We start from the raw sequence: 22353 nt of genomic DNA on the forward strand, positions 1-22353 counted from the left end.
CCACTACGGCGAACGGTCAACCCATGGTGTATGACGGAGAGTTGTTCAGCATCGGCCAACGAATCAAGTGGTGGCGTGAGCGCCGGGGCTTGTCCCAAAGGATGCTGGGAGACCTAATCGGCAGGTCAGAGAACTGGGTCTACAAGATCGAGAATGACCGGATGCCCTTGGACCGGCTTCCGATTCTGATCGCCCTGAGTAAGCAGCTGCGATGCAGTCTGGAGGACCTGACGGGCGGCTACGTGTCCGGAATCGTTACGGCGGGCACGGAGCACGAGCACGTTCCGCTCATCCGACAGGCCCTGTCGCTGCCCGCCTCCCTCCTCCCGCAGCGGATCGGGTCGGTCACCTCCGACGACTTCGAGTCCTCGGTTACGGACGCCTGGAAGGTCTACGAGACGCAGGCTGACGACCGGTACCGCGACGTCGGCGAGCGGCTGCCCACCTTGCTGCGGCAGGGACATGCCGCTCTGCGCGACGCCTCGCCTGAGCAGGAGGGCACCGTCCTCCGGCAGCTCATCAGTCTCTACGGTCTGCACCAGATCTGGCTTCGCCGCGTCGGTGAACCGACCCTCGCCCGCATCGCGGCCGACCGCGGCCTCTCCCTCGCGGACAACGCCGGTGACCCGGCCCTCCTCGCAGCTGCGGCCTGGAACCTGGCCTGCGTTCTCACTTCCGCTGGCGACGTGGAAGACAGCTACGAACTTGCCCGGCAGACCATCGCCCAGTGCCGGCCGCACGACGACTCCAACGCGGAACACTGGTCCGCGTACGGCGCACTACACCTGCAAGGTGCCGTCGCCGCGGTACGCGCCACAAAGGGCCCGAGGGCGTGGGACCTGTACAACGGCGCGCAGCAGGCCGTGGACCGGGTCGGCGCGGACCTCAACCACTGGCACACCTGCTTCGGTCCGACCAACTTCGCCATGCACGAGGTACACCTGAAGGCAGAGGAGGGCGACACCAGCGAAGCACTCCGCGCCGCCGATCACGTCCTCGTCAATGAAGAGGTCCCGCTCGAACGTCGGACCCGGTACCTGATCGAGGTAATGAACCTCAACCGCATCCAGCGAGACGACTACGCGACGGTGCACATTCTCGGCAAGCTGCTGAAGCAGTCGCCGGAGGAGATCGTGTTCTCTCCCCTGGTCAGGGAGGCGGTGGCCGACCTGCTGAAGCGCGAGAAGCCGATGTGGCGCGACGACCTTCGTGCGGTAGCGAAGCACATCGGGCTCGCTGCATAGGCATATGCCAACCCTGAGCGTTACTCAGCCCTGATTTTTTCTCAGGGGTGGGGTCTCGAAGTGGCCCTACGTTTACGGGTCATGACGACAAGTCACGCTCAGACGGAAGCTGGCGCGGCGCCCTTACCGCCCGCCAAGCGCCACCTCCGCCTTGCTCGTGAGGCCGAGGTCGCGCACACGGAGGCCGGTCGTTTCGCGGTCCCCCTCGACCTGCACGAGGGGGCCGCGGAGCCCGCGACCATTCCGCTGGTCCTGACGGCCGATGAAGCGGTTGCTCTGCACGGCAGGCTCGGTGCCCTCTTCCCGTTCGCGGAGGGGGGCAACCGATGACCACACGAACTCCCGCAGATCGTGAGCGCCGCCGCAACCTCGCGGACGCTGCGAACACACCGTTGCCCGCTTTTGCCGGACTGCTCCGGCACGTCCCGGGCCAGCAGCGTCGGACGGGCCCGCTCGCTTCCCTCGACGACCGAGCCGCCCCGGAAAACGGGGCCTCACAGATCGGGACGGAGCGGTGATCGGCCCGGCGTCGCAGCGCCCGACCGCAACTCGTACCGGCGGCCTGGTGGAGGAACGCTTTTCCATCACCAAGCACTCCCCGGGCGAGCGCCCCCCTCCCGTAGACGAGTCCCGCGTCCGCGCCATGAGGCTCGTGACCCGCGAACGTCTCACCTCCCGCGGTCTGACCTGCGTCGCCGACGACGCGACACTCGTTGTCTCTGAGCTGATCACTAACGCCATCGTGCACAGCGGTGGCAGGCAAATCCGGCTGACCCTTGACGTGCGCGATGGCGTCCTGCGCATCCGTGTCCATGACGGCGTGCCCGGACCTCGCCCCACTGCTCAGTGCCCCGAGGACGACGACGAGCACGGTCGCGGCCTGGTGCTCGTACGGGAGATCGCCCGCAGCAGACAGGGCGCGTGGGGTGTCAGCGACAACGGCGCCACCACGTGGTGCGAGCTGAGTTTGGTGGCTTGCTGATGACGAACACCGCATTACGCGACGAGACGACGAGCCCGGAGACCATGCCGGTTCGCGTCAAGGACCCGACGGTCCCCACGACCCCTTGGATTCCTCCACACGGTGAGGAGGAGGCCCGGCGGTACCTGAGCGCAGTGCGTGAGTGGGCAAGCGTGGATTGGAACGAGGTGTACGACGACCTCGACACCATCCTGCACGGCGAGGAAGAGATCAGCCACCACGCCGCGGGCCCGTCCGGCGGAGCACCATTACCCAACTACAACAACGATGCCCTTACTCAGCGCTTCCTCATGGCGCTCAAGCTGCTTGTAGCCCGCGCCTTGCGAGACAAAGCCGACGAGAAGCACCCGGACATCGCCGCTCTGATCGGACAGGCCCGCACGCTGCGTGCCGAGGTAGTGGCCGGCGACGCGGGACAGACCATCGGACTCGTTCGGAAGCTGGCGCGGCTCACCCTCGATCTCGCCGAGCTTCTGGAAGAGGCCGGGATCGTCAGGGGGCTGGTCGAGTGCTGACGACCACCAAGGCTTCGGCGCGTTCGCTCGGCCCTTCCCTCTGCCCTGCCGAGGAGGCATACGACTTCGAGCACTTCCGGGACCGCCTTGCCCGGCCCGAGGTCCTTGCTCACGCTGTCGCGGTACGCGTCTTCCGGGCACCACTGCTTGCCGTGCCGGTCGGCGGCCCGCGTCGCGGCGGATACATGTCCTTCGATCTGCTGTCTTTGGCAATAGGGGCACGCGACCTTCTCACGAACCGGCGGGGGTTTCCGGACCTCCGCGTCCGATGGTCGCCGTACCGCGATACCTGCCACACCGTCGAGTGGGGCGATCCCGCTCCCGAGTGGTGGGAGGACGACGCGGTCTTCGGCCGCTTCTACGGCTACAGCGAGTCCGCCATCACCTCGTTCGTACGTGAACGCCCACAGACACCCTCTTCGGCAACCTCCACTCCGTGTTCCCCCACGGCTTCGTAGTCGCCGAAGAGGGCCCGACTTCCCCGCACTGCCCTGAGAGGACGACGAGTACGATGTGCCAGCACACCCCGCCGTGTCCCACGGCCGAGGCTTCCGACCGAGAGGCCGCCCGCCCCACGGCGGCCCACCCTGAACAGGGCTGGAGCCTGCTGTGCAACGGGGTGCTGCTCTTCGAGGACACCGGCGAGCTGCTGCCGGACGGCCAGATCGTCGCTCCATACCGGCCGGTCGCGCTCACCGTCGGGAGCACCGCGTGACCACCGCTCCCGAGGCCGTCGTGCCTTACATCACCGCCCGGGAGGGTGAAGAGGCCGACTCGTTCCTCAACCTACGTATGGGCCGCGGGCCGGACGGCCGGCCGCGTCTCCGATACGTGGATGAGGCGCCGCCGGACCGGGACCTCAAGGGCGTGCTCTGGGCCCGCTACTCCATGTCGCTCGACACCTTCGGGCAGCCCTGCGGGACACCGCGCTGGCGGATGGTTCACCCGCACCGTCAACGCGTGACGATGGCGCTGCTGCGGTGCCAGGTATGCACCGTCCAATTGCAGCGCACCGACGGCATCCTCTTCCTGGAAACGGCGGGTGAAGAGGGCTACGACGGTCCAGTGAAGACCGCGCAGCCGCCGGTCTGTCTGGAGCACGCCCGGATGGCGGCAGGCCGGTGCCCACGGCTCAGGGCAAGGGGCCACGTAGCGCTTCTCGCCACCCGTTTCCCGCTGTACGGCGTGATCGGCCACGCGTACCAGTGGAGCGCGAACGGCCTTCAGGCCCTCTCAGACGTGGACTCCCCCATCCCTTACCGCCATCCCCAGATCGGCATGTTCCTGGCCTCCCAGCTCGTACGGGAACTGCGGGAGTACAAGGTCGTCAACCTGGACGATCTTGTGCCCGCCGCCTAGACGGCCGCCCGGCTCTCCTGAGTGGTACAGACAGGACCGCCGGGCGGCTCACCACCGGCGCCGGACCTTCGCGCGCCGTCCAGCACGAACCCGCCAACCTTCGGCGGTCCGACGAGAACGGAGAGCTTTCGCCGATAGCCTCCCGGCCCCCGGCACGCGTGCCGGCCTACCCGCCCCCGAACACGAACGACCGAAGGAAGTCCATGACGAACACGACCGTCGAGCCCGACGAGGCGACCCGCCTGCGGAACAAGGTGGTGGACGAGCTCTGCGCGGACGGCAACATCTCCTCCCCGGAGATCGAAGCGGTGATGCGCAAGGTGCCCCGGCACGAGTTCACCCCCGCTGACACGCCGCTGGACAAGGCGTACGACACGTACGCCGCCGTGATCACCAAGACGGACGAGCACGGCGTACAGCTCAGCTCCGTCTCCGCGCCGCAGATCCAGGCCATGATGCTGGAGCAGGCCCAGGTGAAGCCCGGGATGCGGGTCCTGGAGATCGGCTCGGGCGGGCTGAACGCGGCCTACCTCGCCGAACTCGTCGGTGAGGACGGTGAAGTCGTCACCGTGGACATCGACCCCGTCGTCACCGATCTCGCGCGCCAGCTCCTGAACGAGCACGGCTACGGCCGAGTTCACGTCGTCACCGCCGACGCCGCCGAGCCCATCCCGGACCTCGGTGAGGTCGACGTCGTGATGGTGACCGCCGGGGCCTGGGACGTCTCCCCGGCCTGGACCGCGCAGCTCAAGGAGGGCGGCCGGCTCATCGTCCCGCTGCGGATGCGCGGCCTGACCCGGTCGGTCGCCTTCGTCCAGGTCAAGGGCGAGCACGGCCCCTACCTGGAGAGCGAGTCGGCGAAGATCTGCGGCTTCGTCCCGATGCAGGGTTCGACCGCTCACCGGGAAGAACTCCTCCTCGTCAACGGCACCCCGGAGATCGGCCTCAAGTTCGATGACGGCCTGCCGGCCGACCCGCACCGACTCGACAACGCCGTCACGTTCCCGCGCCACGAACTGTGGACCGGCGTCACCGTCCGCATCCAGGAACTCATCGACACCCTCCAGATGGCGATGGCGATCAGCCTGCCGGGCTTCTGCACGATGGCCGTCGATGAGAACTCGGACACGGGCGTGGTCGACCCCGTGAACAAGCGGTTCGCCCTCGCGGCCGTCGAGGACGACACCTTCGCCTACCTCGTCACCCGCCGCACCGAGGACAACAAGCACCTGGAGTACGGCGTGCACGCCCTCGGCCCGCACGCGAAGCAGTTCGCCGACGAGATCGCCGGCGTGCTCCGCGACTGGGAGGCCAACCGGCGCGGCGGCCCCAGTCCGGTCATCCGGGTCTATCCGGCCAGCACTCCCGATGACCAGATCCCGGCCGACCGGGTCATCGACAAGGTGCACAGCCGGATCTCGCTCTCCTGGCCCTCGGCGTAACACCGGGAGCCAGGTCGTCCCGCACCACCCCAACAAGAGGAAGGCACATCATGACGAGCGCCACTCTCGCCCCGCCCCCGGTCGCGCCCGCCCCGCTGGCGGGCCTGGACGACGACGACTTCGCGCCCCTGGACGTGAAGGTCGTCATCGCCGAGCACTCGTACGGCCATCTCATGTGCTCCACGGGCGACGGCTGCGGCACCACCTGCGCGACCGGTGCCTCCGCCTGCGGTTCCTTTACGGAGGACCCGGCCTGATCCAGGCCGACCCCTCACCTGTGGGCCGGGCGAAGCGCTTCGCCCGGCCCACAGGCCCCTCTCCCCTCCCCGCGCCGCCTCATGGAAGGGCCTCATGGCTTCCCGAGCAGCCGCCGGATACCAGTGGCAAGGCGTTGCGATGTTGCGCGCCACCACCAGCCCCGGGCCGGCAGACATCCCCCGTACCCTCGACCTGGACAACGTGGCCGTCACCCGCGGATGGCTGAACCGCATCTGGCAGCGCGAGGACTTCCGCAGCGCGCTGGAGCTGGCCACCCCCGTCCTGTCCGACGCCATCGAGGCCGTCGTCCGGGGCCGGCAGACTGAGCCCCGTCATGTCCGCCGCACCGCGCTGTCGACGGTTTCCTATCTCCTGCGGTGGCAGCACCGGCCGACCCCGCTCGGCCTGTTCGCCGGCATCGCCCCGGTGTCCGTCGGGCCCCGGGCGATGGCGCGGTGGCGCGACAAGCACCGCGCGATGATCCGGCCGGACGCCGAATGGGTCACCGACATGGTTCTCCGGCTCCAGCGCGCCCCCGCGTTGCTGAAGCGGTTACCGCTCGTCGCCAACAACGCCGCCCGCACCCGCGGTGACCGGCTCGTGGCGCCGGGACCACCCTCCGACGGTCACGCCGTCCTCTTGGCCCCGGTCGAGATATCCGTCCGCAACGCCCGGCCGGTGGCCGCCGCCATGGACGCGGCCCGCACCCCCATCCCTTACGGCGACCTCCACAGCCACCTGCGCGACCGCTTCCCGCAGGCCACACCGGAGAAGATCGACGCCCTTCTCACCAGCCTGGTCGAGCAGCAGTTCCTCATCACCAGCCTCTGGGCGCCCATGACCACCATGGACGGCTTTCAGCACCTGTGCCGCGAACTGGACCGGCACCAGGCGGACGACGTCCCCGAGGTGCGGGACCTGGTTCACGCGCTGTACGCGCTGCGCGACGACGTGTCTGCCCACCAGCCGACGCTTTCCGACACCAGCGTGAGCGCCGTCGCCGCGCGGATGCGCGCCCTCACCACCGTCACGCCGACACCGCTGCTCATTGACACCGCCCTCGACTGCGAGACCCAGCTCCCGCAGTCCGTGATCGCGGAAGTGCAGGCAGCCGTGTCGGCCCTCTACCGGACTACCCCGCAGCCCTACGGCTACCAGCACTGGCGCGACTACCACCGCCGCTTCCGGGCCCGGTACGGCGTCGGGGCCCTGGTGCCGGTGATGGACCTGGTCGCCGACAGCGGTCTGGGCCTGCCCGCCGGATACGTCGGCTCCGAACGCGGCGCCGCCCTGAAGGTGCGCACCGACCGCGATGAACTGCTGCTCGCGCTGATGCAGCAAGTCCTCCTGGACGGCCGCGATGAACTGCGGCTGACGGACGACATGGTCGACGCCTTGGAGAAGGCCGCCGGAGAGGACGAGCGGCTGTTCGTACCCCGGGTGGAGGCCGCCTTCGAAGTCCACTCACCCAGCACCCGGGCACTGTCCAGCGGCACCTTCGATGTCCTCCTCACCGCGGTCCCCCGCCCCGGCAGCAGCATGGCCGGCCGGTTCGCCCACGTCCTGCCGCCCGAGCATCAGGACGCGCTCGCCGCCACGTACCACGGGGCGCCGGACGCCCTCACGGCGCAGCTCGTGTTCCCGCCGCGCCGCCACCGCAACGAGAACGTCACCCGTACGTCGCGGCTGCTGCCGCACGTCATCGAGCTGTCCGGCCACCAGGAGATCGACGAGACGACGATCCCGCTCGCCGACATCGCCGTCACCGCGGACCCGCGCAGCTTCCACCTCGTGCAGCTCTCCACCGGCCGGCGCATCGACGTGCGGGTTCTGCACGCCCTGGAAGGCGGGACACAGACACCACCACTGGCCCGGTTCCTCGCCGAAGTGGCCAACGGGCGGTACGCCGCCTACAAGCCGTTCGACTTCGGCACCGGCTCCCGGCTCCCGTTCCTCCCCCGGGTGCGCTACCGCCGCACCATCCTCACGCAGGCCCGATGGCTTCTGATGGCCGACGACCTGCCCGGCCGCAAAGCCTCGACCGAGGAGTGGGAGGACGCCTTCACCGCCTGGCGGGACCGGCTACGGGTCCCCATGCAGGTCGCGATCATCGAGTACGACCAGCGCCTTCCCCTCGACCTGTCCCACCCGGTCCACCGCCGGGCCTTGCGCGCCCACCTCGACAACGCCCGGCGTCTGGAGCTGCGCGAGGTCCCGGACGTAGACGCCCACGGCTGGATCGGACGGGCACACGAGATCTGGCTCTCTCTGGGCCGGTTGCAGCCGGAGACCGCCGATGTGCCCCGGCCGCGCCCCGCCACGGCGCCGGTCCCCGGGCGGCACCTTCCGGGCGCCGGTGACGTCCTGCTCGCGCAGCTTCACGCCCACCCGCGCCGCTACGACGAGATCCTGAGCCGCCACCTGCCCGTCCTCCTCGCCGCGTTCGGCGACACCCCGCCAGTTTGGTGGTTCACCCGGCATCGGGAGATGGCCCGCCCGGACGCCGACCAGCACCTCGACCTCACGCTGCACCTTCCTCCGGACGCGTACGGGGTCGCCGCTCAGCACGTCCGCAGGTGGGCGGACAGCCTGCACGGGACCGGTCTGGCGGCTGGGCTCGTCCTGGCTCCCTACCAGCCGCAGACCGGGCGCTTCGGCAGCGAGGCAGCCATGGACGCCGCGCACCAGGTGTTCGCCGCAGACTCCGCCGCCGCCCTCGCACAGATCCAGCTCACCGAGCGCACCGACGTCTTCGCCCCGCAGGCCCTCGCCGCGGCCAGCGCTCTGCACCTCGTCACCCCCCTGGCGCCGAACAACGCGGCGGCCGAGGAGTGGTTGGTGCGCAACCTCCCCCAGAGCACGGGGCGGCTGAACCGGGCCCTTCGTACCCAGGTGCTCGAACTCGCCGCACCGAACGGCGCCTCCGCGCTCGCGGCCCTCCCCGGCGGCCCTGCGGTCGCCGAAGCATGGCGGGCCCGCGCCGCCGCCGTGGACACCTACCGGAACGCCTTGACCGGCCAGCGTGATCCCCTCGGCGTCGCCCGGTCTCTCCTGCACCAGCACCACGTCCAGGCCCTGGGCGTCGATCCGCGCGCCGAGGAGACCACGATCCGGCTCGTACGAACCGCGGCCCTCCAGCACAGGATGGCCGCCCGATGACCGCGCCGGCTGCCACCACCGCGACGATCCTGGAGCAGTACACGGCCCACCTCGCACAACCCGCTCCGCCGCCCCCGGACGAGCCGTGGGCGGTGCAGTCCCTCGCCGACGGCGCCGCCGGAATCAGCCTGCTGCACATCGAGATGGCCAGCCGTCACGGCGGTTCCTGGCGCCCCGCCCACCGATGGATCACCGCCGCAGCGGGCGGGCACATCAGCGCGGCCGACACCGCAGGGCTGTTCCTCGGCGCCCCGGCCCTCGGCTTCGTCCTCACCACCGTCCCGCCGTCCTTCCAGCACCTGTACGAACCGGCGCGGCGGACCCTGCACCAGCACATCGCCGACCTGACCCACCGCCGCGTGGACGCCGCGCTCACCCGCATCCGCAAGGGCGACCTGCCCGCGTTCGCCGAGTACGACCTGTTCTACGGCCTCACCGGCATCGGGGCGTACCTTCTACGGACCGACCCCGAAGGGCTCCCCCTGGAACGGGTCCTGAAGTACCTCGTGGCCCTGACCCGCCCCCTCGCCCCCGACGGCCGCGGCCTGCCGGGCTGGTGGGTCCGCCACGACCCGGCCCGTGGCGAGTCCCCCCACTTCCCGGGCGGCCACGGCAACTTCGGTGCAGCCCACGGCATCACCGGTCCACTTCTCCTGCTGGCCCAGGCCATGCGCCGCGGCATCGCCGTCAGCGGGCACCGCGAAGCCATCTGGAGCATCTGCGAACACCTTGACGCCTGGTGCCAGCTCAGTCCCTCCGGTCCCTGGTGGCCCGAGCACATCTCCCGCCGCGACCTCGACCTCGGGCGCCCGCACCACGACGCCCCCACCCGGCCGAGCTGGTGCTACGGAACCACGGGCATCGCACGAGCCGGGCAACTCGCCGGGCTCGCCCTGCGCGCCCCCGACGTCCAAGCGTTCTACGAGGACGCCCTGTACCGCGCCCTGACCGACCCCGCACAGCTCGCCCACGTCACCGACTCCGGCCTGTGCCACGGCTGGGCAGGCATCTACCAGACCACCACCCGCGCCGCCGCCGATGCCCGCGACCCCCGACTTCAGACCCTCCCGAAGCGCCTCGGCGGCACCCTCGCAGCGAACGCCCAGCCGGACCTTCCCAAGTCCGGCCTGATCAGCGGCGTCGCCGGTACCGCGCTCGCCCTCACCACCTACGCCTCACAGCAGGCCCCGATCTCCGGATGGGACGCATGTCTCTTGATCAACTGATCTTGACGGAGCCGACCGCGATCCAGCGCGCGGTCTCCGCTGCCCTCGCCGGCCTGCCGATCCCCGAGGTCGCAGCCCAGTACGCGATGGAACCGACGATCCTGTCCGACGCCGTGGCGGTCTACGACCAAGCTGGCCGGGAGGCCCTGGCCCGCCACGCAGCCACCACCGACTGGTGGCAGGTGTACCTCCATTTCACCGACTGGACGAAGGCCGACACCACCTTCACCACGCACGTGCTCCCCGTGCTTCTGGAGGCGGAGGCTGCGGGGCTCATGGGCGGCTGGTGGTACACCCGCAAGCACCCGTGCTGGCGCCTGCGCCTTCGTCTACAGCCCGAGGCCGGAACCAAACTGACCCTCGGCGACGGCTTCGACCGTCTCGTCTCCGACGGGCATCTGCAACGGTGGTGGCCCGGGATCTACGAGCCGGAGACCGCAGCGTTCGGGGGCACGGTCAGCATGACGGCCGCGCACGCGCTGTTCGTCACCGACAGCCGAGAGGCGCAGCAACTAAGGCAGCGCGGGGACCTAGCCGTGGGACCCCGGGAGCTGTCCGTTCTCCTCTGCACGATCATGATGCGCGCCGCGGGCCTGGAGTGGTACGAGCAAGGTGACGTGTGGCACCGCGTCATCACGGAAGAGCACCGATCGGCCGTCAGCGACGTCCCGGCAGACCGGCTCGACGCCCGCGCGCAGGAGATCCGGCCGCTGCTCTTCGCCGACAGTGATGTCCTGCTGCGCCCCGGCGGGCTGTTGGAACCCGTCGCCGAGTGGGCCGCCGTCTTCCGCAGCACGGGGCAGGAACTCCGCCGTGCCGTACAGGACGGGACGCTCGACCGAGGGCTGCGGCAGGTACTCAGCTACCACGTGATCTTCCACTGGAACCGGCTCGGCCTGTCCATGCGCGGGCAGAGCATCCTCGCCTGGGCAGCCAGGGCAGCCATCCTGCACGGGGAGAGATAAGGGTCATGACGACGCTCATCCTCGGCGGCAGGGGCTTCCTGGGATGGATTGCTCAGGCAGGTGAGAGCGGCCGGGCAGCACCCGGCCGCCCCGCGTTGACATCTGAAACCGTGTGCCGGCCGGACCTACTACTACGACGCTAACGCCCCTGGCCATCGGGCTAGGACGTACGAGAGAGGGCACGCCATGACCACCCCTTCGCAGCCGAGACGATGGGTGAGCCTCGGTTTGGTGTTCGGGGGCCACACCCCGGTCTACTCGATCCCGCAGCCCGCTTCCGGCCCCTCGCGTGCCCCCGTGCCGCCCGTCGGTGAACCCGCTGAAGAGGACGCCGAGGAGCTGATGCGTGAAGCGCGCTACAGGCCGAAGGTGCCGTACCCCGGCGCACGCTCGATGCCTTGGGACAGCGAGTGCATGGACTGCGGGGCACGTCGCAGACCCTCGCTTCAGGATGTCGAGCGCGGTGTTCGGTGCAAGCACATCCGGCGGAGGTCTGGCGCATGAGGCGAGCACCCGTGACCGCTCAGAGCGCGGTGTTCCAGTGCAAGTTGTGCCCGAACAAGGGGACAGACCGGGAGATCCGAGGTGTCGGCGCGCGGATGGCTGCGTATCGGGTGTGCAGCTCGTGTGACTTCTGGCTGATGTGCCTGGGGTACGCGATGCTCGGCGACCAAGACCCGGACGGCCGGCGTGCCCTCCGGATCGACGGCGTCCATTACCTGTCATGGACCGAGGAGCAGGGGTTCCCCCCGGAGATCGGCTACGTAGGGGACGGTGAGTCCCGCTACGTCCTGCTCGACGACCCGACAGGCGCCGTGCACGTGACGCGCGGCCTCTGGCTCATGGGCACCATCCCGGATGCGTTCCGCGACCGGATGCCGGACAACGCGGTCTTCGCTCCGCCAGCCTAGGAAGGTAGGCACCTTCTTACACGGGCGGTGCGTCGTGAGCGCTGTCCGGCGGTGCGGGCTGTGTGTGGTCCACCGCAGTTCGGTTGGCGTACGGGGAGTCGGGCTTCGGAGATGAGGGCGCCGCGGGCTCATCGGCATCGACGTGCTGACGTCCGTGCTGGGCTCGCAGACTCGTCTCCTTCTGGAGGCCAGACACGCGGTGGTTTGCGCCGTGAGCAGTGCTGCGAGCCTTGATGGCCTCGGCCCGGAGCTGCTTGGCTGCCTCGTTGTCCTTGGCCTTGGCCCGCCGAAGCAGCGCGGCCTTCTCCTGCTGCGGCATGTCCGCTTCCGTCAGCACAGCTTCGTGCTCGTTGACGGGTCCGGCCTGCCGGGTAGCTTCCTGGAGCCGCGTGTCCATCTGCTCCAGCTCCTGGACAGTCTCCTCACGGGTACGAAGGAGGGTTTCCCGGTCCGCCTCGACCGCAGCACGTTCGTCACCGCGGAGTGCCGCCCTCCCAAAAAGGCCCGTCGCGGCCAACTGCTGTTCAAGACCTTCGATACGGGCCTCGGTGCCGTTCAATTGAACGGTGCGTTCCGCGATGGTGCCGTCCAGCAGCCGGACTTCGCGGATGGCCACGGCCCGTTCGGCAACATCCAGGTGACGGCGTTGGAGCGCGAGTGAATTGGGGCCTGCACCGGCAGCGGCCTCCTGTTCGGCACGATCGGCGGCGGCTTCCGCCTTGTCGGCCGCCGTCGTTGTGGCGCGGGCAGCGATGGCGGCCTTGCGCACGGCGTCACGCAGCGCCGAGCTACTGAGGTGAGTGTATGGACGGGCACCCGTCGGCGCGGGTCCCGAAGGTGTGGCCGGCGCCATGGTCGGCTCGGCGTTCGCCGGTGCGGGGCGGTCCTCGTGTTCCGGAGCCTCTTCGCGAGTGTCGGCGTCGTGGTGCTCGTCGGCGCCAGGGGCGCGCGGGATCGGGAGGTCCGCTACGACCTGGCGGACGTGGGCAGGGACCGCGTTCTTCGGGAGTTCGGTGAGGATCATGCGTTCCTCGGTGCCGTTCTCGATCTCGCGGATGAGGCCCGCGACGGCGCGGTCAAGCTGTTCCTGGTCGGTGAGTACGTCGCCGTGGCGGGCGCGGTCGGCGTCGGTCTCGTAGACGGAGAGCGGCAGGAAGAGGTGGGACTCCTTCTTGTCGCGGCTCATCATCGTGTAGAGGGCGTTCGCCTGTGCGCCGGGGCCGTAGACCAGGGCCTCTTGGACGGTGAGGCCCTGCGACTTGTGGCCGGTGATCGCGTATCCGAGGCTGAGCCCGCCCTGTGCGATGTAGTCGGCGTCCACCCATTCGGCGACGTCACGGTGGCCGTCCTCGGTCTTCTCCCGCCACTCCACCAGCACCCGGCGTTCCTCGTCCACGGCGCGCACGATTCCGCGGTAGCCGTTCAGGACGTCGTCGTTCTGCCCTCGGCTCTTCTTGCCCCGGTAGTCGTTGACCCGAAGGAGGACCTGGTCACCGACGGAGAGGGTCAGCTCGCCGCCACCGGGCAGCGCGTATGCGTGCTCGGGACCGGTGAGGTCGCCGTTCTCCTTCCGCAGTGCGCGGGCGCCGGTGTTCAGCTCTTCCACGATCTCGTTGGTGGCGGCGAGCATGAGGAGCTGCTGCACGGCGGTGTGGTCGTCGGTGTGCGCGGCCCGCTTGTCAGCCCAGACGGTGAGCATCGCGGCGAGGGTGGCGTCCTTGTCCGCGAGAGCGTGCACGCGACCGGTCCCGGCGAAGGTACGGAGCGATTCCACGCGGTTGTCGTCGCGCCACAGATCCAGGGCCCGGCGCTCGACCATGTCCTTCTGGCGGAAATTCTGGCTGAGGGTGAGCCCGCCTACGAGGTGGTGCACGGCGGCGAAGCTGCCGCCGATGCCGGGCGAGTGGAGTTGCTTGGGGTCACCGATACCGACAACCTTCGTGCCGGTTTCCGCGGCGTGGGTGAGGAGTTCGGAGACGTCGCGGTCATCGCACATCGCGGCTTCGTCCACGACCAACACGTCCACACCGGTGAGGCCGGAGCCTCCGTTGCGGATGCCGGTCAACCAGGAAGCGAGGGTCCGGGACTCGATGCCCGCCTCGGCCTTCAGGTTCGCGGCGGCGACGGCGGCCGTACTCGCGCCGGCGATGACGAGACCGTGCGCCTCCCATGCCTGCCGCGCGGTGTCCATGATCGTGGTCTTGCCCGATCCGGCGATGCCCACGACGGCGTCGATTCCGTGCCCGGCCGTGAGCAGCCGTTCGAGGACGGCACGCTGTTCGTCGGAGAACGTGAAGCTGCCACCGTGCTGAGCCTCGACGGTGGACAGCGTCATGTCGACCGTGTCGCTGCTGACTACGGCGGCCTGAGTCCCGAGCCGGTTCGTGGCCTCGGAGACGATCAGCGCTTCGGCCGCCACGACATCCGCCGTGGTGTACCGGTCGGCGTGCGCGAAGTGCTGGGCACCCTTCGGGTTGAGCTGGACCGCGTATCCGGCGTGCCGGAGTACGGAGTTGGTGAGCTGTTCGGCCTCGGCGGCATCCGCGACGCCGTACGGGAGGGCGTCCAGCACGGCGGCGATGGTGGCGGCGTGGGTGAACTCCTTGGAGTGGCTGGTCAAGCCGGTCTTGGGGTCGAAGACCTGGGCGCACAGCTCGTCCAGGGTGGGGTTCTGATCTGCTCGGTCCTGTTCCATCGCGCTGGCTGCGATGGCATCAGGGTCGTCTCCGGCCGCACGGCCTTCGGCCTGCCAGTAGGCACGGAGGACATCGTCCCCGACCCCGGCAGCCTCGCCGTTCTTTGCGGCCTTGGACGCGGTGGAGGCGGCGGTGCGCTCGCGGGTCGTGGCGCTGTCGTAGTCGATGCCGAGTTTCGTCAGCAGGTCCCGAACCTGGCTGTCGCGCTTGCTGAACAGCCGGATCGTGGCCTCGGGAATCGCTGCGATCTCCCAGGCTCCGGTCCGTTCCTCTCGGCGGAAGCTGATGCCGAACTCGTTGGTCAGCTCGCGGCGGATGCGGGCGTTCATGAGGGACTGGGTCGCGCGGGTGTGCCGGTGGAGGTCGCGGCCCCCGCTGGCCATCGTGGACCACTTGCCGTCGGCGCCCTTGACCATGTTGGCGAGGGTGAAGTGCAGGTGGAAGTGGGGATCTCCGTACGGGGCGCCGTCGACGGGGCGGGCGGCGCGGTGGACCATCATCCAGCCGGAGAACCCGCTCGTCGTCACGGTCTCGGCCTCGTCGCCGTCGCCGTGGTGGCCGCGCATGGCGTACGCGGTCCACCGCTCCAGGGCGCCGATGGACTCGCGGCCGACAGCCGTGTAGATGCCCTCGACCTGGGCGGCGATCTCCTCGGGCGCGTACGCGAGGAACGCGGACTTCGACTTCGCCAGGTCCAAGGTGACGTCGGCACCGCGGTTGCCGACTTGCACGCGGCCTTCGAGCAGCGCGGCCTTGATCTCCTCGGCGTCCCACACGTCCTCGGGCGTGAGTCCTGCCGCCTTGGCCATCGCGACGGCTTCCCGCACGTCCATCGGCAGATCCCGGAGACGACGTGCACCTTCGCCTTCGGTCTGGGCGTACCGGCGCTTCATGGACGCGGCGTCGAACAGGTCGGCGGGCTCTTGGCCGGTCTCGGTGGCGCGGGCCTCGACCGCGCGCAGGAGCGCACGGGCGTCCAGGTGGCCGCCCGCCTCGGCGGCGACGGCCTTCTCCACCGTGTCCTCGCCGTAGAGGTCGACGGCATTAATGCCGACGGCGTCGGCGAGCTTCAGCACCGTGGAGACGGGGACGCGGTGCGTCTCTCCGAACCGCTTGAGCTGGCTTTCCATCCGGCGGAAGGCGTCCTGCTTGCGCTTGGAGTCGAGCAGAGAGGCCGGGTTCACGCTGCGTTCGGCTGCGGCGCGGCGGATGGCGCGGGCCAGTGGGGCGGCTGGGAGCTTGGCGGCCGGCGCGATGGCCAGCTTGGGTTCCACGAGGGTCTGCCCGGTCCGGGGGTCTTCCCCGAGCATGAGGCGCCGGGCGGCCGGGAACTGCTCGGGGGCGAGGGTGCTGCCGGGGGTGATGTCGAACTCGGTGAGACCGTTTCCGATCCAGACCAGGGGGCGTTCACTGGGGTCCAGGTGGTAGTCCACCTGTCCGTCGGCGGGCCGTGGAGGAAGGGCCTTTTCGCCGTAGAGATCGCGGGCGTCGAGCCCGGCTGCGGCGGCGACTTCCACGGCGTCGAACCCGGTGAACCGCGCCGTGCCCTTGCTGCGGAGGAGTCCGCGGGCGCGGAAGAAGGCGCGCTTGGCCTCGCGGTTGGCGAGCAGGGAGGCGACGGGGGCACCGGCGGCTTCGGCCTTGGCCTCGATCGCGGCGACGAGAGGGGCGGCGTCGACCGCTACGGCCTTCCCGCATCCATGGCCGCCGGTAAGGCGGTACTCAACCTGCTCGTCGGACGGGCCGATCATGGTCACCCATCCCATCGGCCCGCTCACCCCCCGTTCTCATTCGGTCAGTTTCGGTCGTCTTGGCTGATTGTATCGTCACGAAGTGACGATACCTTGGTCCTCTCAAATCAAGATCATGATCAACGAGGGGGAACCTCGGGCACTCGGAGCGGGCTGGTCGTTCCTGCGGATCAGGCTCGTGGAGCCTGATGTCCTGTTGGACTGTTACCTCTGTGTCGGGTGCGCGGGCTGGGGCGCCATACGCGCTGAGGCGGTATGACGATCCGAGGTCGGTGCGGCACCTGCGCGGGGCTGTGTCGTTGGTCCGCGTATAGAGCACCCCTCGTATCCGGCGGCTTCCCGCCGGTTCGCCGAGTTGTCGGGCGCGTACTGGATGGCCTCGGACTCCCCGGGCGTACGGGGTCGACGCGGAGAGCCGGTTCGGACCGGGACGTCAGACTCCGCCCCCGCACCCGGGCGATCGGCCGGAGGGCGGAGCGGGCTCCCGACCAGTGATGAGGCTCGTAGCCGCTGATCTGTCGCCTGCGATCGGGTCGAGCGGTCTTGGTTGGGCCCTGCCGACCCGCAAGCGCCTGGTGACATGACGAAGGTCCCCGCTCCGGGTCGGAGCGGGGACCTTCGTCATGCTGGCCGTGTGGCTCGGCCGACGGCTACGTGTTCAGGGGCCACTCGCCGAACGGCACCGGCGCCTGACCGTGGGCCTCGCGCACGGCTTCCTCGGTGCCGCACGTGGTGCAGACGAAGACCTCGCGGTCGGTGGTCAGCCGGGAACGTGCGGGTCGTTCACCGAGCGGGCCGCCGCAGCGCGGACAGCGGGTGTCGGGCACGGGTCACTCCTCGGGATGCTCACGGGCGGACTTGAGGATCAGGTTCCAGGTCGGGCGGGAGTAGGACTTCTCCGTCTGCCCCTGAAGCTCGGGGATCAGGTCGGCGTTCTTCGCCCCGGGGTTCGCCGCGATGGCCTGCCGGGCAAGGGTCAGCCGCTCGTCTCCCTGGTAGGGGTAGGCCAGTCCGCGGCGGCCGGTGGGCCGTCCGCCGGCATGCCCGCGGCCCTTGCGGTCCGCGAGGTACTGCCACAGCCTCCAGCGCTTCCACTTCGGGCGGCGCCGGGTCGGAAGCTCGTCCCAGTCGTCCGGTGCCGGCCATCCCTCTGGCGGGTTCTTGACGTAGTGGGAGACGGTGGCGGAGTCGGCAAACCCGCAGATCTTCGCCGCCTCGGCCGGGCCCACCATCTCTTCGGGGTCGCCGTCGAGCTTCGGCGGGTTGGTGGTGCTGGCTGCGGCGCGCTGCCGCTGAAGCTCGTGGTGCCACGTCGCCCATACGTCGCCGTCCCAGTGCATGACGCCGTCGATGGTCTCCGCGACGGGCGGGTGCCCGTTGTTCTCCCGGTCGGTCCAGAGGTTTTGAAGCGTGGGTTCGCTGATGCCGTGGACCTTGCGCAGGTCTGCGCGTGAGTAGAGCGTGCGGCCGGTCTTGGGGGACACGGTCGTCTCCTGTTCTTGGTCGGGGTCGTGACCGCTCGGCGCGGTCATTGGATCTCGTCCGGGTCCGGGGCCGGCGTCCACGTACGGCTGCCTGCCGGTTCCAGCCGGGTGAGGGTGGCTATGTCTGCCAGGGGGACGGCGGCTGCCCAGTCGGCGCGGCCGGGGTGGTCGACGGGCAGGTTGAGTACGAGGTGCCGGCCGGTCGGGGGGAAGTCCTCGACGATGACGAAGGTGTCGGCCTGATCAGCGCCGATGCTGTTACCCCCCTTGAGCTGGGCGATGTCGCCGGGCTGGGGACAGTCGGGGTGTCGGTCACATAGCATGGTGTGGTCTTTCTGGTGAGAGAGACACCGACGGCCAGCGCCTTGTTGCCCTTGTGCGCTGGCCGTCATCTGTTGTCTGGGGTGCGTCGCGCCCCGTGGGACGCACGGCCGGTCGGAGGTTGCCCGCTCCGCTGACGGCGGAGTAATTAAACCACCTTTGGATCGAGCGGGGCGGGGCCCTAATCCGGGAGACGGTGGTCATCAGAAGAGGGCTCCCTGATCTGCGGGGCGTCGGCCCCGGTCGGTGGGTGGCCGGGTGACGTGGAGTTCGTAGCGGGGACGTCCCGCGTGCGGCGGGGCGTGAGCTTCGCGGCGGTACCGGCTCCAAGCCACAACGGGGGCGCCCTGGTCGAGCCAGCCCGCCGGGTACCGGGCGGTGAGCTGAGCCCAGCGACTCCGGCTCCGCGGGACGGCCCACCGGTCCTCGACCGTGGTGATCGGCGGCAGTGTCCGCCAGTCGGGGAACGCATGATCGTGGGCGTCCTCCACCGCCTCGTTGTCACCGTCCCCGAACCCGTCGCCGGAGTGCACGGGGCCTTCCCACTCGCACGCGAGGCATCCGCCGCGGAACTCCTGCTCGTCCCCCCGGCGGCCGGTCGGCCGGCTACGGGAGAGCAGGGTCGGGGCGTGGTGTGCGGGCGGGTCCAGCTCGTGGCCGAGCTCGCTGTACGCGCCGCCGGGGTGTCCGGGCTGGATGTGCCACGCCTGCACGGCGCTCTCGGGGCGGTGGCGCGTCCGCGCGTTGCGCACTCGCCAGTAGTACGTCTGCCGTGCTCGTGCTCCGATCGGCTCGGCGACGGTGGCGGTCACGATGTCCTGCTTCCGGCGGCGAGGACTTCCCGGAGCGGGTCAGCGAGCGCGGCCTGTTCGGCGGGGGCGTCGAGGAACCGTGGCCCGTACGCGCGGCGCACCGCGCGGCGGGCGTCCTGGTGGCGGTTGAGTTCCGGGTAGTACGGCGATCGGTCGAGCACGTCATAGCCGTGCTGGGTGAGCACGTCGGCGATGAGCGACCGGACCTGTACGGGGTCGAGGGCGGAGAGGTCGGATTCCCCCGGGGCCGCAAGGAGTACACGGATCAGCTCGGTCGCGCTGAGCCGGGGGTGGAGGGGGACGTTGAGCCGGTGGACGCCGTCCCGGCTGGGGGTGGCGGCTCCTCGGCGGCTCGGCGTCCTGGTGGTGCTGCGGTCTTCTGTCGTCTCGTCCATCGTGCTGGCCTTCGATGACTCGGGATGCTGGCGGGCAGCGGGTGTCAGAACAGGGCGTGTTCGGCGCGCGCGGCGGCAGTGCGGAACGCGTGGGCGGCGTCGGCGGCGGTACGGCCGGGCTCGGCGCTCCACCGGTCGATGGCCTCGCGGTGCAGGGCCTTGGCGGCGGCGGGGTCGTCGGTGTCGACGGGGTGACCGGTGACGGTTTCCGCGAGGATGGCGAACGCCTGGTCGCGGGCGCGATAGATGCGGTCCCAGTCGTACGTCCGGCCAGCGGCTCCGCGCCCGTGGCCGGCGGCGACTTCGACAGCGCCGCGCGGCCAGCACGGCAACGTGGCCGTACGGCCAGGACCGTCGAACAGGCGCGCGCCCTGGTGGATGCCGACGTGCTCGATGTGGCGGGCGGCCCATGCCAGGATCGCGGTCGGAGTGTCGGCGATGACGATGCTTTCGGGGGTGTGGTGGGTCGGCACGATGCTGTCCTTCGGGAAGCGGGGGCGGCAGCGCGCTGCCGCCGCCCCTCGATCGGCTACTAGTGGTAGGCGGGGATCAGCCGGCGGACCTTGTCCTCCCCGATGCACCCACCCTTGTGACGGCGCGCGCTCGGCGGCTCTCCGTTGCGCCCGCGCAGGTGTGACCAGAACTTCGGGCCTTCCCACGGGCACAATTCGCAGCTGAGGAACCAGTGGTTATCGCTGCCGGGAAACCCGGTGAGCACTGCCCGCCAATGGTGGGCCCGGAGTCCCGCGAACGCGATCTGCGCGCCCTCAATGTTGCGATCATTGACCGGCATCCGCGGGTGTAGGAGAGGAACCGGCCCGCACAACGGTGTGGGGGCCTCGGCCAGCACCTGGTCCAGGGGAACGGCGCCGATCCGACCGGCGGCGTACTCATCCGCGAGATGGGCGGCGGCCATGTCGGTACCAGGGGTCCCCTTGGGCGGACGGCGGAGGTTGCGTTCGCCCTCGGTGGTCAGGACGAGCCAATCCCGGTGCCACCTGTAGGCGCGGCCGATGACCTGGTCTTCGCCGACGATCACGGGGTATCGGCACTGGATGTCGGGGGAGCCGACGCGGTACGTCGGGACGGTGGTGCTGCCCTCGGTCGCGGGGACGATGTGCCTGCCCGCTTCGGTGTCGGGGACGGTGATGGTCGCGGGTCGTTCGAGGAGGTGCATGGTCATGGTGGTGCCCTGTTCTGGTGAGAAAGGGGCCCGTCCCCCCGGCGTGCTCGGCCACCGGGGGGAGGGGTGGGGGCGTGGTTAGGCGGCCTCGGCCGGGGACTGCGGGGCGGCGGTCCATTCACGGCGCGGAGTGATGCCCAGCTCGTCTAGGACCGCGGCGTGGCTGCCGTTGTCCGGGACCCATTCCCAGTCGGCGCCTTCGGTGCCGGGCCGGTCGGTCCAGGTGAGCATGTAGGAGCGGCCGGAGGTGCGGGGGTCGCCGCACACCGCCTTTGCCTCGCGGCGGGTCATCGCCCACAAGGCGCGCTTGCGGGAACGGCGGGAGTTCTTCGAGGTGATGAGCACCAGTGCCATGCCCTCCAGTCCGTTTGCCTTTTCGGCGGGAGCCGTCACCGGGGTCGGCCTCCATTCAGGCGCGTGTTGATGTAGAGCCCAGCGCCGGGCTTTCGCGTGCCATGGGCTGGGGTGGCTGGTAAGGCACGTCTCAGCCGTCGGTACCGGCTCCTTGATCGGCGGAGCCTGTTGGGCCTGCTCCTGGTGCTCGGCGGCCTCGGCCCGAGGCGACTGCTGCATCTCGTCGGCGCTCTTGCGCCCGGACACGTCGTCATAGGGAGCGGTCCACGTCCAGCTGTCGTGACGGTTGTCTGCCGCGCGAACGACACGCTGACCGACGCCGTTGTGAATGTGCGGGATCGTCACCGACTTCGGGTTGACCCGCAGGACCTCGTACCAAGTGCCTCGATAGAGAACGAAATCCCCGCGCGTGAAGTCGGCTTTCGACCACATCTTGAAGCCCTCGGCCTCGGCGTCCTTGATGGCCTGCTCCCAGTGGGCGATCTCCTCCGTCAGCTCCTGGCGCTCGGTCTCCAGCTCGGGGTCTGCCGGACTCCGGGAAAACCCCTTGGCGGACTCGCCGCGCTGCCACTTCTCGACCGCGCGGAGGTCGGCCCGCAGCTTGTCGAGACGGCGTAGCGTGCGGCCGGGGTCCTTCTTGAACCGCTCGTAGTTCGCGGCGGCCTGTGCCCGGCCGGTCCAGTGGGCGGCGCGGTCGCTTTCGCTGATGCTCTTGCGCATCGCGTTGTCCATCCGCGCGTGATCACGGCGGGCGCGGCCCTCGGAGTGGTGTCCGATGAGGATGGGCTGACCGAAGGCGAACCGCTCGGATATCTCGTGGCTCGCCTTCCATGCGGCCTCGGAACTCTGGGCGGCGCTGGCGGCGTATCCGCCGAACCTCTCCGCCCGGCCCTCGGCCTTCTCTTCCCGTTCCTTCTCGGCGTCGGAGAACGAGCGGCGGTCGGCGTTGTCGATGGCCAACGTGACCTCGAAGCCTGCGTCTCGGAGTCGCTGCGCAAGAAGTTCGAGCGAGGGGGTGTAGGTGGCGTGGTCGCGGCTGTGCGGGAGGTACCAGCAGTCAAGGTTCCTGCTCCAGCGGAAGGGCTGGCGTTGGGTCCGGCCGTACTCGCGGAGTCGCAGAATCTCGGCCGATCCGTCGCCCCGGCTCGTGCCCTCGATCAGGGTTCCTTCTCGGCGGGTGTGGGTGATCTCGATAGTCACTGAACTGGCTTTTCCTGGTGAGAGTTTGGTCCGTCCGCAGGGCGGACCGTGCGTTGGCAGCGGCGCTGCACCACCGGCGCGGGCCGTGAGGGACGA

22 protein-coding genes are annotated in these 22353 nt (G+C 69.9%); 13 read left to right on the top strand and 9 right to left on the bottom strand.

The window, feature by feature from the left end; translation table 11 throughout:
* Nucleotides 1–23: 23 nt before the first annotated feature.
* The 13 genes from ACIQM4_RS11390 to ACIQM4_RS11450 all read left to right on the top strand — a co-directional run bounded on the left by ACIQM4_RS11390 (nucleotide 24) and on the right by ACIQM4_RS11450 (nucleotide 12061).
* Nucleotides 24–1244, top strand: a complete 1221-nt coding sequence (locus ACIQM4_RS11390) for a helix-turn-helix domain-containing protein (RefSeq protein ID WP_283451046.1) — start codon at nucleotides 24–26, stop codon at nucleotides 1242–1244.
* A gap of 81 nt (nucleotides 1245–1325) precedes the next feature.
* Nucleotides 1326–1574 (top strand): hypothetical protein, encoded by a 249-nt coding sequence (locus ACIQM4_RS11395; RefSeq protein ID WP_401589307.1) that lies wholly within the window; start codon nucleotides 1326–1328, stop codon nucleotides 1572–1574.
* A gap of 235 nt (nucleotides 1575–1809) precedes the next feature.
* Complete coding sequence (locus tag ACIQM4_RS11400) at nucleotides 1810–2226, top strand: ATP-binding protein (RefSeq protein ID WP_401589310.1); 417 nt, start codon at nucleotides 1810–1812, stop codon at nucleotides 2224–2226.
* Nucleotides 2226–2741: a DUF6415 family natural product biosynthesis protein gene (locus ACIQM4_RS11405; protein WP_401589312.1), complete on the top strand. Its 516-nt coding sequence runs from the start codon at nucleotides 2226–2228 to the stop codon at nucleotides 2739–2741. Before ACIQM4_RS11400 ends, ACIQM4_RS11405 begins: the two co-directional genes overlap by 1 nt.
* Nucleotides 2735–3199, top strand: coding sequence for a DUF6302 family protein (locus ACIQM4_RS11410; protein WP_401589315.1), 465 nt, complete (start codon nucleotides 2735–2737; stop codon nucleotides 3197–3199). Before ACIQM4_RS11405 ends, ACIQM4_RS11410 begins: the two co-directional genes overlap by 7 nt.
* Nucleotides 3200–3252: 53 nt before the next feature.
* Nucleotides 3253–3456, top strand: coding sequence for a DUF5999 family protein (locus ACIQM4_RS11415; protein ID WP_401589318.1), 204 nt, complete (start codon nucleotides 3253–3255; stop codon nucleotides 3454–3456).
* On the top strand, nucleotides 3453–4100 hold the full coding sequence (locus ACIQM4_RS11420; protein WP_401589321.1) for a hypothetical protein: 648 nt from the start codon (nucleotides 3453–3455) through the stop codon (nucleotides 4098–4100). The genes ACIQM4_RS11415 and ACIQM4_RS11420 overlap by 4 nt, the downstream gene beginning before the upstream one ends.
* A 203-nt stretch (nucleotides 4101–4303) precedes the next feature.
* Complete coding sequence (gene fxlM / locus ACIQM4_RS11425) at nucleotides 4304–5542, top strand: methyltransferase, FxLD system (RefSeq protein WP_401589324.1); 1239 nt, start codon at nucleotides 4304–4306, stop codon at nucleotides 5540–5542.
* Between the two features lie 50 nt (nucleotides 5543–5592).
* The gene (fxlA, locus tag ACIQM4_RS11430; protein ID WP_250287672.1) at nucleotides 5593–5799 is read left to right on the top strand and encodes an FxLD family lanthipeptide; all 207 of its coding nucleotides are present in this window, start codon (nucleotides 5593–5595) and stop codon (nucleotides 5797–5799) included.
* A gap of 94 nt (nucleotides 5800–5893) precedes the next feature.
* A complete protein-coding gene (locus ACIQM4_RS11435; protein WP_401589327.1) occupies nucleotides 5894–8959 on the top strand; it encodes a lantibiotic dehydratase in 3066 nt (1021 codons plus the stop codon).
* Entirely contained in the window at nucleotides 8956–10185 is a 1230-nt protein-coding gene (locus tag ACIQM4_RS11440; RefSeq protein ID WP_401589330.1) for a lanthionine synthetase C family protein, read from the top strand. Before ACIQM4_RS11435 ends, ACIQM4_RS11440 begins: the two co-directional genes overlap by 4 nt.
* Nucleotides 10186–10187: 2 nt before the next feature.
* Complete coding sequence (locus tag ACIQM4_RS11445) at nucleotides 10188–11150, top strand: thiopeptide-type bacteriocin biosynthesis protein (RefSeq protein WP_401589333.1); 963 nt, start codon at nucleotides 10188–10190, stop codon at nucleotides 11148–11150.
* 599 nt (nucleotides 11151–11749) lie between these two features.
* Nucleotides 11750–12061: a hypothetical protein gene (locus tag ACIQM4_RS11450; protein WP_401589335.1), complete on the top strand. Its 312-nt coding sequence runs from the start codon at nucleotides 11750–11752 to the stop codon at nucleotides 12059–12061.
* Nucleotides 12062–12077: 16 nt separating this feature from the next.
* Here the strand turns inward: ACIQM4_RS11450 and ACIQM4_RS11455 are convergent, their stop codons facing one another.
* From ACIQM4_RS11455 to ACIQM4_RS11495, 9 genes are all read right to left on the bottom strand, one after another.
* Complete coding sequence (locus ACIQM4_RS11455; protein ID WP_401589338.1) at nucleotides 12078–16523, bottom strand: AAA family ATPase; 4446 nt, start codon at nucleotides 16521–16523, stop codon at nucleotides 12078–12080.
* Nucleotides 16524–17158: 635 nt separating this feature from the next.
* The gene (locus ACIQM4_RS11460) at nucleotides 17159–17335 is read right to left on the bottom strand and encodes a hypothetical protein (RefSeq protein ID WP_401589340.1); all 177 of its coding nucleotides are present in this window, start codon (nucleotides 17333–17335) and stop codon (nucleotides 17159–17161) included.
* 3 nt (nucleotides 17336–17338) lie between these two features.
* On the bottom strand, nucleotides 17339–17992 hold the full coding sequence (locus ACIQM4_RS11465; RefSeq protein ID WP_401589343.1) for a hypothetical protein: 654 nt from the start codon (nucleotides 17990–17992) through the stop codon (nucleotides 17339–17341).
* A gap of 44 nt (nucleotides 17993–18036) precedes the next feature.
* A complete protein-coding gene (locus ACIQM4_RS11470; RefSeq protein ID WP_401523181.1) occupies nucleotides 18037–18315 on the bottom strand; it encodes a DUF6211 family protein in 279 nt (92 codons plus the stop codon).
* A 201-nt stretch (nucleotides 18316–18516) separates the two neighbouring features.
* Complete coding sequence (locus tag ACIQM4_RS11475; RefSeq protein ID WP_401589346.1) at nucleotides 18517–19125, bottom strand: DUF6349 family protein; 609 nt, start codon at nucleotides 19123–19125, stop codon at nucleotides 18517–18519.
* A complete protein-coding gene (locus ACIQM4_RS11480) occupies nucleotides 19122–19520 on the bottom strand; it encodes a DUF6181 family protein (RefSeq protein ID WP_384312008.1) in 399 nt (132 codons plus the stop codon). Before ACIQM4_RS11480 ends, ACIQM4_RS11475 begins: the two co-directional genes overlap by 4 nt.
* A 44-nt stretch (nucleotides 19521–19564) precedes the next feature.
* Nucleotides 19565–19993: a DUF6197 family protein gene (locus ACIQM4_RS11485; RefSeq protein WP_401589348.1), complete on the bottom strand. Its 429-nt coding sequence runs from the start codon at nucleotides 19991–19993 to the stop codon at nucleotides 19565–19567.
* Nucleotides 19994–20052: 59 nt separating this feature from the next.
* Nucleotides 20053–20697, bottom strand: coding sequence for a hypothetical protein (locus ACIQM4_RS11490; RefSeq protein ID WP_401589350.1), 645 nt, complete (start codon nucleotides 20695–20697; stop codon nucleotides 20053–20055).
* Between the two features lie 84 nt (nucleotides 20698–20781).
* Nucleotides 20782–22257 (bottom strand): DUF3560 domain-containing protein, encoded by a 1476-nt coding sequence (locus tag ACIQM4_RS11495; RefSeq protein ID WP_401589353.1) that lies wholly within the window; start codon nucleotides 22255–22257, stop codon nucleotides 20782–20784.
* Nucleotides 22258–22353 lie beyond the last annotated feature (96 nt).

It is taken from the genome of Streptomyces sp. NPDC091272, assembly GCF_044757485.1.
Classification (GTDB): Bacteria; Actinomycetota; Actinomycetes; order Streptomycetales; family Streptomycetaceae; genus Streptomyces.

Excerpts from the sequence above, each read along its gene's own strand:
- ACIQM4_RS11390 (WP_283451046.1), top strand. The coding sequence starts at position 24 with ATGGTGTATGACGGAGAGTTGTTCAGCATCGGCCAACGAATCAAGTGG.
- ACIQM4_RS11395 (WP_401589307.1), top strand. The coding sequence starts at position 1,326 with ATGACGACAAGTCACGCTCAGACGGAAGCTGGCGCGGCGCCCTTACCG.
- ACIQM4_RS11405 (WP_401589312.1), top strand. The coding sequence starts at position 2,226 with ATGACGAACACCGCATTACGCGACGAGACGACGAGCCCGGAGACCATG.
- ACIQM4_RS11415 (WP_401589318.1), top strand. The coding sequence starts at position 3,253 with ATGTGCCAGCACACCCCGCCGTGTCCCACGGCCGAGGCTTCCGACCGA.
- fxlM (WP_401589324.1), top strand. The coding sequence starts at position 4,304 with ATGACGAACACGACCGTCGAGCCCGACGAGGCGACCCGCCTGCGGAAC.
- fxlA (WP_250287672.1), top strand. The coding sequence starts at position 5,593 with ATGACGAGCGCCACTCTCGCCCCGCCCCCGGTCGCGCCCGCCCCGCTG.
- ACIQM4_RS11435 (WP_401589327.1), top strand. The coding sequence starts at position 5,894 with ATGGCTTCCCGAGCAGCCGCCGGATACCAGTGGCAAGGCGTTGCGATG.
- ACIQM4_RS11440 (WP_401589330.1), top strand. The coding sequence starts at position 8,956 with ATGACCGCGCCGGCTGCCACCACCGCGACGATCCTGGAGCAGTACACG.
- ACIQM4_RS11450 (WP_401589335.1), top strand. The coding sequence starts at position 11,750 with ATGGCTGCGTATCGGGTGTGCAGCTCGTGTGACTTCTGGCTGATGTGC.
- ACIQM4_RS11455 (WP_401589338.1), bottom strand. The coding sequence starts at position 16,523 with ATGGGATGGGTGACCATGATCGGCCCGTCCGACGAGCAGGTTGAGTAC.
- ACIQM4_RS11470 (WP_401523181.1), bottom strand. The coding sequence starts at position 18,315 with ATGCTATGTGACCGACACCCCGACTGTCCCCAGCCCGGCGACATCGCC.
- ACIQM4_RS11480 (WP_384312008.1), bottom strand. The coding sequence starts at position 19,520 with ATGGACGAGACGACAGAAGACCGCAGCACCACCAGGACGCCGAGCCGC.
- ACIQM4_RS11490 (WP_401589350.1), bottom strand. The coding sequence starts at position 20,697 with ATGCACCTCCTCGAACGACCCGCGACCATCACCGTCCCCGACACCGAA.